This window comes from Paenibacillus sp. J22P90 (assembly GCF_059692195.1).
This window is the reverse complement of the sequence record NZ_JCAUAY010000002.1, coordinates 350618-365847: the sequence shown is the minus strand read 5'-3', so window position 1 is coordinate 365847 and position 15230 is coordinate 350618. Positions and strand designations below refer to the sequence as shown.

Sequence of the window (15230 nt, the reverse complement as noted above, 5' to 3'; positions counted from 1 at the left end):
CTGAGTTTTTCATGGAAAGAACAGTTACGATTACACAATCCGGCAGCTTTTCACATGTGCTTCAAACGTTTGCCATTTCGCTGTTGGTTTCCTTCATAGGAACATTGATTGGCGCAATGGTTGTACCACCATCGATGGTTATGCTCTTCGTAGTTGCAGAGGTAGTCATGTTGGTAGCCGCTATCATCATTCGGATTCGCGGCAAGCATATCGGCTACGGTTTTCTTTACGCGTTCACAGCGATTTCTGGCGTGACGTTATATCCGGTTATCATGGCTTACGGCGGTCAGCTTGGAGCAAGTGTGGTTTCGGGTGCTTTTTTTGCGACGGCAGCGATTTTCGGATCGTTGGCGTTCTATGCACACCGTTCCCAACGTGATTTTAGCTTCCTCGGCGGCTTCTTGTTTGCAGGTACAATTGGACTTGTGCTGATGAGTGTGCTCGGCATGTTCCTTAACTTCGGTTCCATAATGAATTTGGTATGGTCCATGGTTGGGATTTTGATCTTCAGCGGTTGGGTACTCTATGATGTAGCCCAATATCGCAACGGTGTTGAGCCCAAAGCTGTGCCGCTTGCTGCGCTGAATATTTATCTTGATTTCATTAACTTGTTCTTGTATATTTTGCGTTTCATCGCTTCAATCGCAGGTATCAATAGAAACTAAACATGCGGCCAACGCATGACAAAAAAGCACGATGGCTCCGAACCACGAAAAAGTGGGGAAGAGTACATCGTGCTTTTTTATTTCAAGTGCACGGCACAACTGGTTATTTTGTATGAAAAAAAGGAACATCTCCTCGAAAGCTTCGACTGATTTCCAGAAGTGTATGGATTAATTGGGTTAAATCTGTATGATTCATACGAATTACTAGGGGGGATAAATTACTTTCTGACTTAATACGTATTTCTAGCCTAAGATTTGCTTCATCCATATAAATATCAAGCTGCTCAGTTGCAAGCATCAGTTCCCACATTCAAACCAACACCTCTTTCTCTCTCTAGTTACTTTAGCTTATGTTGGACGGACAAGATTAGAAGCGGATTAAGCGAACAGAACGAACGCTTTTTGTGGAAATAAGCACGATTTCAGCTCATGAATCATACAATTTAAAGATCCTAATTATGAAAGGTGTGAAAACCTATGGCAACTTGTAGCACATGGACGTATAAAGGGATTACGCCTTCGGTGTTCCGAGCGTTGCAGCAGGTGGGCAGGAAGCAAGGATTTTCAATCCCCAACACAGCATCAGGCAAATTTACGATTTCAGTGGTCAGCATGAATGTTGGCTTTCAATATGCCTGGGATACGAGTGCCCAAACCTTAATGTTGCTGTGTGATAATAAGCCCATGCTGTTAGGCTGCGGCACGATTAAGACATTTGCAGATAAAATAATTGCAGAGAGCGGCGGAAGGCCGGGTTGATTGCCAATGCGTGTGCGGCCAGCCACCTGCCTTAATGAAGTTTAAAGCCAACTTGCTCTGGTTAGAATAAGGGTAAAAGGCAGGTGGACGTATGGCAAAAAGCGATGATCTGGTGAAGTACATAACCCAACAAGTCGTCACTTATATCGACACGCCGAAGGAAGTTCGCAAGCAAGCGAAAGCGTCGATGAAAGAGCAGCGTGAGGGTTGGCAAACCCGTTGGTTTGGGATGCTGCCATTAGCGACGCGGATGTTGTTCGGACGGACGAAGTCGAGGAAATAAGGTTGTAACATGCCAAAAGGCCAACCCAAAAAACGGGTTGGCCTTTTGCCTTTTCTTATTCACGCGAGTCGCGGCGCCTCAATCAAGGATAGATCTCCCCTAAACCAAGCGAAGCATCCAACAGCACATACCGCGGTCCTTCATGATCCAATACTAAATAGTTATCCCCATGTATCCATTGTTGGTAACCGAGTACGGCTAACGGCATCGTCACCTGCTCATCATACAGCTCGGTAACGAAAGTAAGCGCGCCTTGCTGCTCCAGTGCTACCTGAAGCTCAGCCAAGGAGGTAACAGGCAGCGGTGTACCTTGAATCCATGGCAGCTGCTCATAGGGATCAAATGCTGGTCGTACAAGGCTATGCGAGCCCTGCGATAAATCCGTCGCGCTCGCAACGCTTTCAGCTAGGCGCGGCGTGGGATCCTCCGTGAGCGGCAGCAATTCGCCCGACTTGGCATCGAGATAATAGGTCTCGCCATCAAGCGCTATTTTCCAGACTGAAGTTAGGGTATCCATATATAAGCGGTCTTTCGTGATCGTATCATCTAACACAAAATCGTCGTATAAGGTTGCAGAAGGAATGAGTTCTTGTTGTATCAAAGAGCGATACAACGTGGCTAAACTAAATAATGGAGTGGTGCCTGTCCCATATTCGGTCAAACGGAAACCGCCGCCATCTACGGCATGAACTATCATATAGCCCACCTCTTGCCCCTGATCACTCAGGATGATGACCCATCCATGGGTGCCAGGTCCGAGCGGATAGCTGTTCCAATGAGCTTGCTGCCAGGCCGAAAAGCCAGCTTCCTTAGCAAGTGTAGATTGCCACTGACTGATGGTTGAACCGAATGACGATGTACTCGTAAAGTCAGGTGCCCCAGTTGCTGCTGTTTTGCTTTGCATTTGGGTTTGACTTAAGCTAGTGCCTAAGCCAGAGCCTGTCCCTCCTAGGTTGTCAACTGCTGAGGTGTGTAGTGGCATGAAGCCAATACTGCATAAAATGAAACAAGTGGCTGTCCAAGCGGTCCACGACTTCATCTTCGTTCACCTGCCTCTCCCTAACCTATTAGTCTATGTGACTATTGTAATGCGTATGTCTTAAAAAGAATGTTAGAACCTGTTGCGTGTTATTTGCGAGGTTTTAGCGACTAGCGTCAGTTCCTGGATGGCAAACGATTCGCATTTAGATGAAATAATCCGCCATTAATAACGGAAACGGCAATCCGTGGCTTATGCTGCCAATCGATTTCTTCCAACCGATTCCGACATTGGATCTCGATTTCGTCACGTTTGTCGGGTTCTGCTGCGAGCAGCAGCCCATTGTAATACCGTTCCACGCGATCGATTTCACTGCGGTGCTCAGCGTTCGCATCATCCGCCCATCGATGGTCGTAGGAGCTGATTTTGCGCTCAAGCGTGGCCTCCAAAGCATTGATCGCCTTCGGGATCGAAATCGTATCGGGTAAAATGTGACTATTCGCAGGTAGCTTCGGAGTGAGACTCTTAGTTAACATATGCTTGTGAAAATGCTCCCGAATTTCCCCAGTGCCAAGCTGAATCGCGAGAGAATGGATTTCAGTTCGCTTCCGGTCACAGAGGAGCTCAACCTTGTAGTTCACACAGAGCCATGTGTTGTAAACGAGGGAACCGTGATAGGTCGCCCCTGTCGGGAAAGGCTCTTCGAATAAGTGAATGAATCGCCCGCGCTCGCGAACGATGCCAAAAACCTGGTCAAGCCGTCGGCTGCCAAACGTGACTTCATCTTGTGGAACTCGCGTAGCGATCGTCGTCGGTACGAAGCCGAAATAACGGCCGAGGATGCTATCCGGCGCACTCCCGGCAGCAGCCCCGCCTTGTCCTGCTGGCCCGTTGCCAGGAGGGGGAGGGCTTTTGACAGCGGTCATCGCAGCCTTCGGTTTCGCTTCCAGCTGCAGTTGCTCAGGGTCGATCACAAATTTATAGGTCATCGTTTCCGCTGCTGCACCTGTTCGCTCGATAAAGCTCCAGTAGTACGGACGGCCCGTCATTTCCCGATCGGCTTCAGGAGAGAGCTTGGCTGTTATCGCTGCAGGTGTTTTCTCCAGAATCGTGCAGTCATAAGCTTCCAGAAAACGCATCATGAATGAGTGGATGTTTCGTTTATTCATTGGCTGGCCTCCGCGCTCTGAGCACCGCCAACGGCATCAAGGATGTCTTGAAACTTGGCGCCATACTGCGGATTTTGCTCGATTTCCTCTCTCACCTCGCTGAAGGAATGCCCCAGCTCATCGATTTTTCGGCGGATATCCTCGCCAGAGCCGGCTTCCATCACCATGCGGAACAGCGAGGTTTCGAGCGAGCCCCGTTTCTCGATTTTTTCTAAAATCGTATCCAGCTGCCCGATCACCAATTCGAACATATTAATTTTCTCGTGCAATAGCGAGAGGATATGTTCTTCAATGGTATTCCTTGTGGATAAGTTGTAGATGTTGACGTCATGGGTTTGCCCAAGTCGATGAACCCGGCCAATCCGTTGCTCCACGCGCATAGGGTTCCACGGGAGATCGAAATTGATCATGTTGTGGCAAAATTGGAGATTGATCCCCTCGCCGCCAGCCTCAGTTGCAATGAGTACTTGAACACGGTTGCGGAAAAGATCCATCATCCAGTCTTTTTTGCCGCGATTCATGCCGCCGCGATAAGGAACAGCTGTAATTTTGTGCTCTTTGAGGTAGTTCAATAAATACTCCTGAGAAGCGCGATACTCGGTGAAAATAATGACTTTATCATTGATGTCTTGAATGAGTCGCATCGTCGTTTCCGCTTTGCTATTGGACTTAATGCTGCGAATCAGCTCGACGAGCTCCCAAATTTTCGGGCGAACGGGGGAGTCTTCGGCTGTTTTCTTAAATAGATTTACCAGTGTAATGAAAACAGCATCTCGCGAGCTGCAAACCTCACGCTGGAGCGTAATCATGGACAGCATTGAGCTGAGGTCGCCGCCACTCTCGGAGTACCGCGTTCGTACGAAATTCGTAACCCCGTCGTAGAGCGCTTGTTCATCGTCAGATAGCGTGAGGGGGATGTTCTTCACAACACGCTTCGTATAATGCACGCCGCCATCGCCACGGCGGTTGCGGATCATGACTTTGGACAGCTCCTGCTGCAGCTGAATTTCATTCTTCGGCGTACGCTTGCCCACGACAAAGTTGGACTTGAAGCTGTTCTGACCGCCGAGCTGTCCTGGCTTCAGCAGGGTGATTAGGTTGTAGAGCTCTTTGAGATCATTCTGCACCGGCGTAGCTGTGAGAAGCAGGCAGTATTTTTTGCGCAGCTCGTTCACAAAGGTGTAGTTGGTCGTTTTTTTATTTTTAAGCTTGTGCGCTTCATCGACGATGAGCATATCGTATTCAAGACCCATCACGATATCGCGATGTGGATCTCTTTTGGCAGTGTCCATCGAGGCCACGATGATGTCGGCTTGCTGCCACATGTAGGCCTTCTTATGTGCTACGGCCGGAATGCCGAATTTGGTATTCAATTCCCTTACCCATTGAAGCACGAGGGAAGCGGGGACTAGGATGAGCGTTTTGCGGACAAGCCCGCGGATCATGTACTCTTTTAAAATTAAACCGGCTTCAATCGTCTTCCCGAGTCCAACCTCGTCGGCTAAAATCGCCCGTCCACGCATCTCATTCAGCACGCGCTTAGCTGTTTCGATCTGATGCGTCATAGGCTCTAAAGTCCCCAGATGCGCGAGGCACTGCATATCATCAAACGTCGAAATAAGCCCCGATTCTTCCGATTCGTAGGCTAGCTGATATAGGGTCCAGTCGTCCCAAGGACCTCCTCCACGTACACGATTGTCCAGCTCGGTAAACCAGTCCCTCTCAAAATGCATATCCAGATGTTTATGAATGGGGCGAATGTTCTCTTGCTGATCATGTTGACGCATGGCTTGCCCTCCTAAAAGTTTTGCGTAGCAAAACTAGCATCGTAAGCATAAGCTACGTTGATTCTGCGCCTACCCTCGCAAGCGTCGCATATAGGCTAGTATGTCCAGAGAACGTTCTTTCATAACTTTTCCCATGTAAGTGTTTAACTAGTGAACAGGTCTCGGAGGTCGAATGCCGAACCTGAATATGCTATGATAGAGGTTAGTTTTGGGAAAAAGGGTACGCGGTACAGGAAAGGATGAGAACTTACGATGACAGCTTGGCGATTTATACATACAGGAGACCGTTCTCCTGCTGAAAATATGGCTTTAGATGAAGCGATTCTTACCGCTCACAGTGAGGGCAAGGTGCCTCCGACGGTGCGGTTCTATGGATGGAATCCTGCAACCTTATCAATCGGTTATTTTCAAAAGGCGGCAGAAGTCGATCAGGAGGCCGTTGCAAACGAGGGAATTGGCTTCGTGCGACGTCCAACGGGGGGCAGAGCCGTTCTGCACGATAAGGAATTGACCTACAGCATTATCGTAGCAGAGGATTATCCGGGCATTCCGCGCAACGTAACGGAAGCTTATCGCGTGCTGAGCGAAGGACTGTTGCAAGGCTTTCGAGCGCTAGGGCTGGAAGCGGAAATGGTGCAGCTGGCGAGCGATGAGGAAAAAGAAAAATATGCCTCCGCTGGTTCAGCGGCATGTTTTGATTCACCATCGTGGTACGAGCTTGTCGTAGAAGGTCGCAAAGTGGCCGGCAGCGCACAGGTTCGCCAGAAAAACGTCGTGCTGCAGCACGGCTCAATCCTGCTCGATATGGATACAGATCAATTGTTTCGGATGCTGCGTTTCTCCAATGAGAAGGTAGCCGATCGCATGAAACAGAGCTTTCTGAAGAAAGCTGTGGCGATCAATGAATTGCTGCGAGCGCAAGGGAAGAAAGAAGTTACGCTTGGGGAAGTAGAGGAAGCGTTCCGACGCGAAATCGCGCTTGGGCTCGGTGTTGAATTGGTCGAGTCGTCATTGACGGACTATGAGGTGGAACTTACTGAGCGTCTAGTACGTGAGAAATATGGCACGGATGAGTGGAATTTACGACGGTAACCATTGTGAAAGGTTGGCCAGGCGCCTATGTCTGACCAACCTTTTTGTATTTACTGCGCGTAGTTACAGGCAGGATACCTGATTCGACATATACCCGAATCGTGTGTATTGAAGGAACTTTCCTCACACTTTACAGTGGTGTTATATCATAAGAAGTGGATGGAGGAGTCCGATGAAAGCATCACCAGGAGAGAAATTGTTTTATGCATTGAATTATTTGCTGCTAACCGTCATTGGGATCACATGCGTGCTGCCCTTGATCCATCTGCTCGCGTTATCCTTTAGTAATCAGCCAGCCGTTATCTCAGGGCATGTCAGTTTATGGCCCGTGGGGTGGAATTTGGAATCGTACCGATTATTGTTCAAAGGGACACAAATCTTACCGGCGTTTGCCAACAGTGTCAAGATTATGGTCGTGGGGACCTTATTAAGCATTGGGTTTACGATTTTGGCGGCATACCCGTTGTCCAAGCGTTATTTCTTTGGAAGAAAGACGTTCACGATGATGCTGATCTTTACGATGCTATTCAGTGCAGGCTTAATTCCCGGGTACTTATTGATTAAGAATCTGGGCATGGTGAATACGTATTGGGCGCTGTGGCTGCCGGCATTAGTCAGCGTGTATAATACGTTGGTTTTGAAAACATTTTTTGAGAATATTCCCTTAGAGCTCGATGAAGCAGCCAGAATGGATGGATGCAATGAATGGTGGCTCATCGGACGCATTTATTTGCCGCTGGCGGTGCCTGCGATCGCAACATTGATCTTGTTCTACGCGGTCGGCTATTGGAACATGTTCCAAAGTGTCCTTATCTATATTAACTCGCCGGCTAAACAAAACCTAACGGTTATCGTTCAGCAAATGATTATGAACAGCATGGTCCAAGTCGATCAATATTTACGTCCGGAAGAATCGATTCAAATTACACCAGAGTCCATCAAGTCATCCGGTGTCATCGTCATGATTCTTCCGATGCTGATCATATATCCTTTTGTCCAGAAGCATTTCGTGAAGGGCGTTATGATTGGCTCTGTAAAAGGGTAATGAAGCCGAAATCGGCATATCGCTGAAAAAGGTATATCCCATAAAAAGATGTATATACAGAGATTCTTGTATATTGCTGGAGGGGTAGCCGCAGGTCTACAGTGAGGTCAAGCGAACCACATCGGTGATTCTACTGATGAACACAAGGTCGTACATTCTTGAGGAGGTCTACCCAAATGAAAAAGAGATTACTCGTTGTATCCACGGTAGCAGTTGCTTTATCGTCTATCAGTTTACTTGCAGCTTGCGGCAAGGCGGACGAAAGTAAAGGAACGGAAGCATCGACAAGCACTGCCAGCACGCAGGCATCGAAAGCTCCTGAAAAGAGAGGCAAGATTTCTACCACCATTTATGATCGCGGGAACATGGTTCCGGAAGAAGGGTCGCTGGATAAAAACCGCTGGACAGAGTGGATTAATAAGAACGGCCCTGTTGATGTCACTTTCGTCCCGATCCCTCGTACGAAACCAGAAGATAAGCTGAACGTGATGTTCGCTTCTGGCGAAGCGCCTGACTTAATTCAAGATTATGATATGAAAAATCGCAGTTCTTGGTATGAGTCCAAGCAATTGCTGCCTTTGGATGACTTGATTGCGAAAAATAGCGTTGAGTTTAAAGCATTGCTGGAAAGAAATCCACTTCTCCGAAAATTCGGTACACGTTCCGACGGCAAGTTGTATGATATCGCGGTTCTGGGCAAGCTGGAAGTGAACTGGGTGTTCATGGTTCGTACGGACTGGCTGAAGAAGCTGGGCTTGGAAGCTCCGAAAACGACGGATGAGTTGTTTGCTGTTGCGAAAGCTTTTACAGAGAAGGATCCAGATGGTAATGGCAAGAACGATACGTATGGCCTTACACTCGGTGGCGGATATAACCAAAGGGTCATTGACTTCATGTTTGGTGTACCGGTGTTCTCCAATTACAATTTGAAAGACGGCAACCTGAACTATGCTTGGGAGAATCAGCAAGCTAGCTTAACGTTTAAGAAGAAGTTGTTCCAAGACAATGTCATTGATAAAGATTTCGCTGTAGATACGACGGGGGATAAAGCGAAGCGGGATTTCTTGAACGGTAAGCTTGGCTTCTATACAGGTGGGGTACCGAGTGCAATCGAGATGGAAACGTTGCTGAAAAACGATCCAAATGCTGTCGTAACGCCAATCCTTCTTCCGAAAAGCTCGTTCGGTCAATTCAGTCCACCAGTCACATCGCCTGTACAAAATGCTGCAGTTGTAAATGCAAAGGCGAAAGATCCAGTCGCGGTCATTAAATATCTGGATTTCCTGACCAAAGAAAGCTCGCTTAAAGCACTGAAATGGGGAATTGAAGGCGAGCACTACAAGCTCGATGCGAAAGGTTGCCCGCAACCAGTTGACGCAGATAAAAACAAAAAAGAACGCAGCTATGCCGGGGATTACAGCATGATGATGTCAACGCTTCCAGGAATGCCAACTTGTGATACGCGAATCGATTCACTTAGTGACAGCGTGCCTGCACAGAAGGAAATTAAGCGTATTCTTATAGAAGCGCGCAAGCTGTATCTTGCTCCTGAGCGCCCAGTAGCAGGCTATTTACTGGAGGTGCCTTCGGTTCCAAAAGACTTGGATATGATCGTACAAAGCGTACCGAACATTCAAAGCGCTGCTGCCAAAACGGGTGCGCCTGATGAGTTCGTGAAAGCGATCGTAACACCAGGTATCACTGCGGAGCAAGCGATTAAAACATCCCAGGATATTTGGAATAAAGCAGGTGGACCGAAGGTTGATGAGTGGTTCCAAAATTGGTATAAAACGAATAAAGCTAATGCGATTTTGGTTACAGACATTTATAACTTGAAATAATTCATAATTCCTTATGGGCCGGACAGAGCATGTATCTCTGATCCGGTCTTTTCGGTGTTCAGAGGAAAAATGTATATCACTGAAAATAGCGTATTTGCAAGTCAAACAGATCAGGTTACAATGAACTCAACCAGCCTTACTTCAAAGGAGTTTTGTAACATGCAGATCAATAAAAACTGGTTTAATCGGCTCCTCATTTCGTACATCCCTGTATTCGTCATCATCGTATTTCTGTTATCTGTCTTATTTTTCGTGTTCACCAATTATATGGCGCAAAGCCAAGCGAAGAAGGCCAATAACATATTTATGGAGCAGGCGCTTGGAAATTTGGATCGTACACTCAAGCAAATCGATCAAGGTGTGTTGCGAGAGCTCAATTATAACGATGGGTTGAATGGTTTTTATTTTGCAGCTGAAGGAGATCGTTATAATGGTTTAGCACTTCCAGTCTCAAAGCTGGAGCAGCTCGTTTCTGGTTATCCCGAAATTGATTCTGCCTATCTGTATCGAAAAAACGACGGTAAGGTATTAAGCAGAAGTCTCATTGTCCCGTCTGAGTTGTTTGGTGATGCTGAATTTATTCAACGTATGGTTAAAGATGGAAACCCTGCGGAATGGCTGCCTGTTCGCAATTATTCGGAATATATCGGAGAAAAACCGCGACGCGTCATCAGTATTGTGCGCAAAGCGCCTCTTCTAACGGGAGACAAAGGTTTCATTGTCATCAATGTGAATGTGGATTATATCGCGAAAATGATTGATGCCATGGCTTATTCGCATTACAGCTTTATCCAAGTGCTGGATTCAAATAACTATGCGATCAATCAAACAGGTAAAGCTATTGCGACATCCACAACACTGCAGTCAGGTGTCATGAAATCAGCCTATACCGGCTGGGTCATGCAGATTGGTCTGAAAGAAGGCGGAGTTACTTACTTGTTCTCGAGTCTATACATTCTTTGGATTGTGATCACGATTGTGATGTTAGGCATTGGGATCTGGTGGATTATCCATGTTTCTAAGAATCATTACCGACCTGTTGAATCGATCTTGCGTCAGGTGCGTACAGGCGCGTTCCAGAAGGTGCTCGATAAGCCGTCGGATGGGCATGATGAGTTTCATTTTATCCAAAATGCGATAACGGAGCTCATCGATCAATCGAATGAGTTTCAACAGAAACATAGACAAGACATGGTCTATCGCAAGCAAGTCCTGTTTACGGATTTACTTCAAGGGAGCAAAATGTTCTCACCTGAAGCTTGGCAGGAACAGCTGGCGACGTACCGACTCTCCATTCAGTATACTGCGCTCCAGATGGCAGTGATTGAAATTGATAAATTTCAGCAGTTTTGTGAGATTTACAACCATCGTGATCAGACCTTATTCAAGTTTGCCCTCAAAAGTGTGGCGGGTGAGATTGCCGAGAAGCACGGGCTGGCTGCTTGGGGAGAATGGATTGATAACGATCGGCTGGGCGTACTCTTGTTTCTGAAGGAACCTTCGGATGGACAAGGGACGAAAGTTGTCATGGAAGAGATGCACCAGTGGGTGAATGAGCATTTGCGGTTTACCGTTACAACAGGGTTAAGCTCGCTGGCAGGTCAATCAGAGGACATTCCTCTCGCTTATGAAGAGGCTGTCACATCATTAAAATATAAGACCGTACTCGGACTAGGCCGGGTTATTTATTTCCTGGAAATAAAACCGAAGATGGACAGTGACGTGTATAATCGTCTGCAGCTTGTTCGCGGAATCGTCATTATGTTCAAGCAGGGTAACGAAGAATGGCGCATGGCTTTTCATAATTTGATCAGCAATCTACGCGACGAACATGCGGTGAAAGATGATATTGTCATCACGATGGAGTATTTCAACTATCAGTTGAATCATGCGATGAAGGAATTGAATGCTGCCTATACAGCGCATTGGGAATCGCAAGCGTATCCAGCGTTGTTGCAAATGTTGGATCATTATGAGCTGCTGGATGAGCTGGCGGATCACTACTTGAAGCTGCTGGATGAGGAATACAGCAACATTACGGTTATCCATGAGAGCAGTTCGAATCGCTCGGTCATTCGGCAAATGCAGAAATTTATCGATGAGCATCTCGTCAATTCGGATTTATCACTGAATATGATTGGTGAAGCCTTTGATATGAATGACAAGCAAGTCAGCCAATTAATTAAGCAAGAGCTGGGAGAAAAATTCGTTGATTACTTAGCGCGCCTCCGGATCCAATGCGCAAAGCGGTTGTTAGAAGAAACGGATGAATCGATCCAATCCATTTCGTTGAAGGTTGGGTATATTCACTCACTGTCCTTCATTCGGATGTTCAAAAAGATGATGCAAATGACGCCAGGTGATTATCGCAAGCTGCATCGCGCGTCGTAAAGGTAGAAGCATTCACCCGATGAGGGGGATGCTTTTTTCCTTGCGATCAGGATGTATATACTGGATTCTTGTGTATTGAGAAGGGGCAGCGGGCCACGTAAAGTAAAGATAAATACGAAGAGAAGCTGTGCGACTGAAAGGAGAAACAACGATGAAATCACCTGCTATGTATTCCAGAAAAAAATATTGGGTATTAAATACACCCCTTCTGGTTATGTTCATCCCCGTTCTGATCTATTTTATTATTTTCAAATATGTGCCGATTGGCGGATTGGTTATTGCTTTCAAAAGCTATAATTTCACAGACGGCATATGGGGCAGTCCGTGGACGGGACTTGCGAATTTCAAATTAATGTTCAATAATCCCAACATGTTTAAAATCATTAGAAATACGTTCATGATCAGTACGCTAAGTATTTTAGTCGGATTTCCGTTCCCGATAATGTTGGCTATCTTGCTCAATGAGGTTAGAAAGTCATTTTTTAAGAAAACGATTCAGACGCTTGTTTATTTCCCGCATTTTCTTAACTGGGTTATTATTGGTTCCTTTGTTGTGCTGATTTTCGCGCAAGAGCATGGGATCATGGCGTCTATAAGCAAAGCAATAACCGGTGAAAGCTTTCCTTTTTTGTATGATAAGAGTACATGGCTGGCGATTTTCTTAGGGTCTGGGATTTGGAAAGAAGCGGGCTTCTCCGCCATTATTTACTTGGCTGCGCTGAATTCGATCGACCCGAGCTTATATGAAGCAGCAAGTATTGACGGTGCCAATAAGTGGAAGCAAATGTGGAATGTTACGCTGCCAGGGATCGCACCTGTAATCGCTCTGATGTTCATTCTTTCGATGGACCGTGTGATGAATGTAGGCTTTGATCAAATTTATGTGCTTGGCAATCCGGTCGTCTCAGATCTTGCGAATGTGATTAGTGTATGGAGTTATAATGTGGGTCTGCGCAATGCGCAATTTAGCTTATCGACAGCCGTTGGTTTTTTTGAGTCCTTGGTCGGGCTTATCCTTGTTGTGATTGCAAATGGCGTTGCACGCAGGTTCGGTCAAAGCATGTGGTAATAATCCATTGACGGCAACGGCCTTTACGTGAAAATGAGATGGAATAATATAGCTGGTTCTGTGTGGAATCACTTATTAAAAGAAGAGGGCAGTCCTTGAAGCCAAGAGTATGGATTTTAGTGCTGCCCCTAGTTCCAGTGCCTTAGTGGCAAAAATGCAAAAGAGCAACCTTTACATTAGTAATTAATTCAACGCTTCGAATAATTGCAAAAAGGCATCAATTTGGGGAGAAAAGGTCTAAAAATAGCTGAAAAAACAAAAATTGATGCCTTTTCGCATTCATTTTAGCTAAAATCGTATATTTAATAAAAAAAGTTGTACATTTGCATTTCTCATCCGATGGAACGTATGCTGATTGCCGTTTGAGTACAACATCTCCGATGCTCGTCAAACTTAAAAATACCGTCAGGATGACTTCCTGACGGTATTTCTGAGTTATCCGAGTACGACTCGGTCATCTGAAAGCTTGTTGCCGCTAATATTCTCGAACTCACCGAGGAGCTGCTCAACGGTAAGGTGTTTCTTCCGTTCCTCGTTCACATCGAGGATGATGCGGCCCTTATCCATCATGATCAGGCGATTGCCGAGACGAATCGCTTGTTCCATATTGTGCGTGACCATCAGCGTAGTCAGCTTCATTTCTCGCACGATTTCTTCTGTCAATCGTGTGATCAGTTCAGCCCGCGCGGGATCCAGGGCGGCTGTGTGCTCATCAAGCAGCAAAATCTGCGGCTTGGTGAATGTCGCCATGAGCAAGCTGAGCGCTTGACGCTCGCCGCCGGAGAGCATACCCACCTTCGCGCGCAGACGGCCTTCCAGGCCGATGCCTAGGCGCTGCAGCTGTTCCAAGAACAACGCGCGCTTCTTCGCGTTGACACCAAAGCTTAGCCCGCGCTTCTTGCCGCGGGTATACGCCATGGCGAGATTTTCCTCGATGGTCATTCGAGGAGCCGTCCCCGCCATGGGGTCTTGAAAGACGCGGCCGATCCAGCGGCTGCGCTCGTATTCAGGCAGATGGTGAATGACTTCACCATCGATGCGCACTTCGCCGGCGTCCGGCGTCATGACGCCGGAGATGATGTTCATCAGCGTCGATTTCCCGGCGCCGTTACTGCCGATGACCGTGACGAAGTCGCCGGGCTTAAGGGTTAAGTTAATGCCGATTAGCGCGATTTTCTCATCCGCAGAACCGGGGTTAAAGAGCTTGGAAACATTCGAGAGCTGCAGCATTAACGCTCACCTCCATTGTTCATTTGCATCGCGCGAGCGATGAGCTCAGCAGATCGGCGCTTGGCCGTCGCTTTTTGCTTAATGGTTCGCTGCACAGATGGAAGTACGAGCGCAATAATAACGATGATCGCGGTGATAAGCTTCAAGTCGGATGCTTTAAGCCACTCGACTCTGAGCGCTAGTGCAACGACAATCCGGTACACGATGGAACCGAGTACAGCAGCTAGTGTCGCTTGGAATACTGAGCGAGCGCCAAAGATCGCTTCTCCAATAATAACGGAAGCCAGTCCAACGACGATCATCCCGATCCCCATGGAAATATCAGCAAAGCCTGAATTTTGTGCGATAAGCGCTCCTGAAAGAGCTACTAATCCATTTGACAAGCTCAAGCCGAGAATCGTGGTTTGGTCTGTATTAGCACCAAAGCTGCGAATCATACGCGCATTGTCTCCTGTTGCCCGTAAGGAAAGTCCCAGATCGGTATGCAGGAAAGCATCGAGCAGTAATTTGAACACAATGACAATGATGATCACAAGCAAGATTGGCTTCATGGAAGTGAACATCGTATCCGCGCCAAGAAGCGAAATATTCGGCTTGCCCATGATACGCATATTAATGGAATACAGCGCAATCATCATGAGAATTCCCGAGAGAAGCCCATTGATTTTACCCTTCGTATGAAGCAATCCCGTACAAGCCCCAGCGATAAGTCCCCCTGCAAAAGCAGCAGCACAAGCGAGCCATGGCGAGTAGCCATGCGCAATAAGAATCGCGGCGATCGCACCGCCTGTTGTAAAGCTGCCATCCACCGTTAGATCGGGGAAGTCAAGGATACGAAACGTAATATAAACACCTAGCGCCATCAACGCATAGAGAAGACCAAGCTCGATGGCACCATTAATTGAATCCATCATTAATTA

Annotated in this window: 14 protein-coding genes; 8 read left to right on the top strand and 6 right to left on the bottom strand. The window is 47.1% G+C overall.

Annotation, left to right across the window (positions count from 1 at the left end; genetic code table 11):
• Nucleotides 1-11 precede the first annotated feature (11 nt).
• Nucleotides 12-665: a Bax inhibitor-1/YccA family protein gene (locus AC58UX_RS06435; RefSeq protein ID WP_497250644.1), complete on the top strand. Its 654-nt coding sequence runs from the start codon at nucleotides 12-14 to the stop codon at nucleotides 663-665.
• A gap of 103 nt (nucleotides 666-768) precedes the next feature.
• Here AC58UX_RS06435 and AC58UX_RS06430 read toward each other — a convergent pair whose 3' ends face one another.
• Entirely contained in the window at nucleotides 769-975 is a 207-nt protein-coding gene (locus AC58UX_RS06430) for a hypothetical protein (protein WP_497250642.1), read from the bottom strand.
• A gap of 167 nt (nucleotides 976-1142) precedes the next feature.
• On the opposite strand from AC58UX_RS06430, the gene AC58UX_RS06425 reads away from it, so the two are divergent.
• Together AC58UX_RS06425 and AC58UX_RS06420 are read left to right on the top strand one after the other, a co-directional pair.
• Complete coding sequence (locus AC58UX_RS06425) at nucleotides 1143-1424, top strand: hypothetical protein (RefSeq protein WP_497250640.1); 282 nt, start codon at nucleotides 1143-1145, stop codon at nucleotides 1422-1424.
• Nucleotides 1425-1515: 91 nt separating this feature from the next.
• The gene (locus AC58UX_RS06420) at nucleotides 1516-1707 is read left to right on the top strand and encodes a YqzE family protein (protein ID WP_497250638.1); all 192 of its coding nucleotides are present in this window, start codon (nucleotides 1516-1518) and stop codon (nucleotides 1705-1707) included.
• Nucleotides 1708-1789: 82 nt separating this feature from the next.
• Here AC58UX_RS06420 and AC58UX_RS06415 read toward each other — a convergent pair whose 3' ends face one another.
• From AC58UX_RS06415 to AC58UX_RS06405, 3 genes are all read right to left on the bottom strand, one after another.
• Nucleotides 1790-2746, bottom strand: a complete 957-nt coding sequence (locus AC58UX_RS06415; RefSeq protein WP_497250636.1) for a hypothetical protein — start codon at nucleotides 2744-2746, stop codon at nucleotides 1790-1792.
• A 116-nt stretch (nucleotides 2747-2862) separates the two neighbouring features.
• Nucleotides 2863-3855, bottom strand: a complete 993-nt coding sequence (locus tag AC58UX_RS06410) for a YqhG family protein (protein ID WP_497250634.1) — start codon at nucleotides 3853-3855, stop codon at nucleotides 2863-2865.
• Nucleotides 3852-5642: a DEAD/DEAH box helicase gene (locus tag AC58UX_RS06405; protein ID WP_497250632.1), complete on the bottom strand. Its 1791-nt coding sequence runs from the start codon at nucleotides 5640-5642 to the stop codon at nucleotides 3852-3854. The genes AC58UX_RS06410 and AC58UX_RS06405 overlap by 4 nt, the downstream gene beginning before the upstream one ends.
• 252 nt (nucleotides 5643-5894) lie before the next feature.
• Here AC58UX_RS06405 and AC58UX_RS06400 point away from each other — a divergent pair, with 252 nt between their 5' ends.
• The 5 genes from AC58UX_RS06400 (at nucleotide 5895) to AC58UX_RS06380 (ending at nucleotide 13080) form a co-directional block, all read left to right on the top strand.
• Nucleotides 5895-6734, top strand: a complete 840-nt coding sequence (locus tag AC58UX_RS06400; protein ID WP_497250630.1) for a lipoate--protein ligase family protein — start codon at nucleotides 5895-5897, stop codon at nucleotides 6732-6734.
• Between the two features lie 172 nt (nucleotides 6735-6906).
• Nucleotides 6907-7779: a carbohydrate ABC transporter permease gene (locus tag AC58UX_RS06395; RefSeq protein ID WP_497250628.1), complete on the top strand. Its 873-nt coding sequence runs from the start codon at nucleotides 6907-6909 to the stop codon at nucleotides 7777-7779.
• Between the two features lie 176 nt (nucleotides 7780-7955).
• Nucleotides 7956-9620, top strand: a complete 1665-nt coding sequence (locus AC58UX_RS06390; protein WP_497250626.1) for an extracellular solute-binding protein — start codon at nucleotides 7956-7958, stop codon at nucleotides 9618-9620.
• Nucleotides 9621-9779: 159 nt separating this feature from the next.
• Complete coding sequence (locus AC58UX_RS06385) at nucleotides 9780-12011, top strand: helix-turn-helix domain-containing protein (protein WP_497250624.1); 2232 nt, start codon at nucleotides 9780-9782, stop codon at nucleotides 12009-12011.
• Nucleotides 12012-12162: 151 nt separating this feature from the next.
• The gene (locus AC58UX_RS06380; protein ID WP_497250622.1) at nucleotides 12163-13080 is read left to right on the top strand and encodes an ABC transporter permease; all 918 of its coding nucleotides are present in this window, start codon (nucleotides 12163-12165) and stop codon (nucleotides 13078-13080) included.
• A 435-nt stretch (nucleotides 13081-13515) separates the two neighbouring features.
• On the opposite strand, the gene AC58UX_RS06375 is transcribed toward AC58UX_RS06380, so the two are convergent.
• Nucleotides 13516-14310, bottom strand: coding sequence for an ABC transporter ATP-binding protein (locus AC58UX_RS06375; RefSeq protein ID WP_497250620.1), 795 nt, complete (start codon nucleotides 14308-14310; stop codon nucleotides 13516-13518).
• On the bottom strand, nucleotides 14310-15224 hold the full coding sequence (locus AC58UX_RS06370; protein ID WP_497250618.1) for an ABC transporter permease: 915 nt from the start codon (nucleotides 15222-15224) through the stop codon (nucleotides 14310-14312). The genes AC58UX_RS06375 and AC58UX_RS06370 overlap by 1 nt, the downstream gene beginning before the upstream one ends.
• Nucleotides 15225-15230 lie beyond the last annotated feature (6 nt).

Coding starts and splice junctions, on each gene's coding strand:
- AC58UX_RS06385 (WP_497250624.1), top strand. CDS start 9,780: ATGCAGATCAATAAAAACTGGTTTAATCGGCTCCTCATTTCGTACATC.
- AC58UX_RS06390 (WP_497250626.1), top strand. CDS start 7,956: ATGAAAAAGAGATTACTCGTTGTATCCACGGTAGCAGTTGCTTTATCG.
- AC58UX_RS06415 (WP_497250636.1), bottom strand. CDS start 2,746: ATGAAGTCGTGGACCGCTTGGACAGCCACTTGTTTCATTTTATGCAGT.
- AC58UX_RS06375 (WP_497250620.1), bottom strand. CDS start 14,310: ATGCTGCAGCTCTCGAATGTTTCCAAGCTCTTTAACCCCGGTTCTGCG.
- AC58UX_RS06410 (WP_497250634.1), bottom strand. CDS start 3,855: ATGAATAAACGAAACATCCACTCATTCATGATGCGTTTTCTGGAAGCT.
- AC58UX_RS06405 (WP_497250632.1), bottom strand. CDS start 5,642: ATGCGTCAACATGATCAGCAAGAGAACATTCGCCCCATTCATAAACAT.
- AC58UX_RS06400 (WP_497250630.1), top strand. CDS start 5,895: ATGACAGCTTGGCGATTTATACATACAGGAGACCGTTCTCCTGCTGAA.
- AC58UX_RS06430 (WP_497250642.1), bottom strand. CDS start 975: ATGTGGGAACTGATGCTTGCAACTGAGCAGCTTGATATTTATATGGAT.
- AC58UX_RS06435 (WP_497250644.1), top strand. CDS start 12: ATGGAAAGAACAGTTACGATTACACAATCCGGCAGCTTTTCACATGTG.
- AC58UX_RS06395 (WP_497250628.1), top strand. CDS start 6,907: ATGAAAGCATCACCAGGAGAGAAATTGTTTTATGCATTGAATTATTTG.
- AC58UX_RS06420 (WP_497250638.1), top strand. CDS start 1,516: ATGGCAAAAAGCGATGATCTGGTGAAGTACATAACCCAACAAGTCGTC.
- AC58UX_RS06370 (WP_497250618.1), bottom strand. CDS start 15,224: ATGATGGATTCAATTAATGGTGCCATCGAGCTTGGTCTTCTCTATGCG.
- AC58UX_RS06380 (WP_497250622.1), top strand. CDS start 12,163: ATGAAATCACCTGCTATGTATTCCAGAAAAAAATATTGGGTATTAAAT.
- AC58UX_RS06425 (WP_497250640.1), top strand. CDS start 1,143: ATGGCAACTTGTAGCACATGGACGTATAAAGGGATTACGCCTTCGGTG.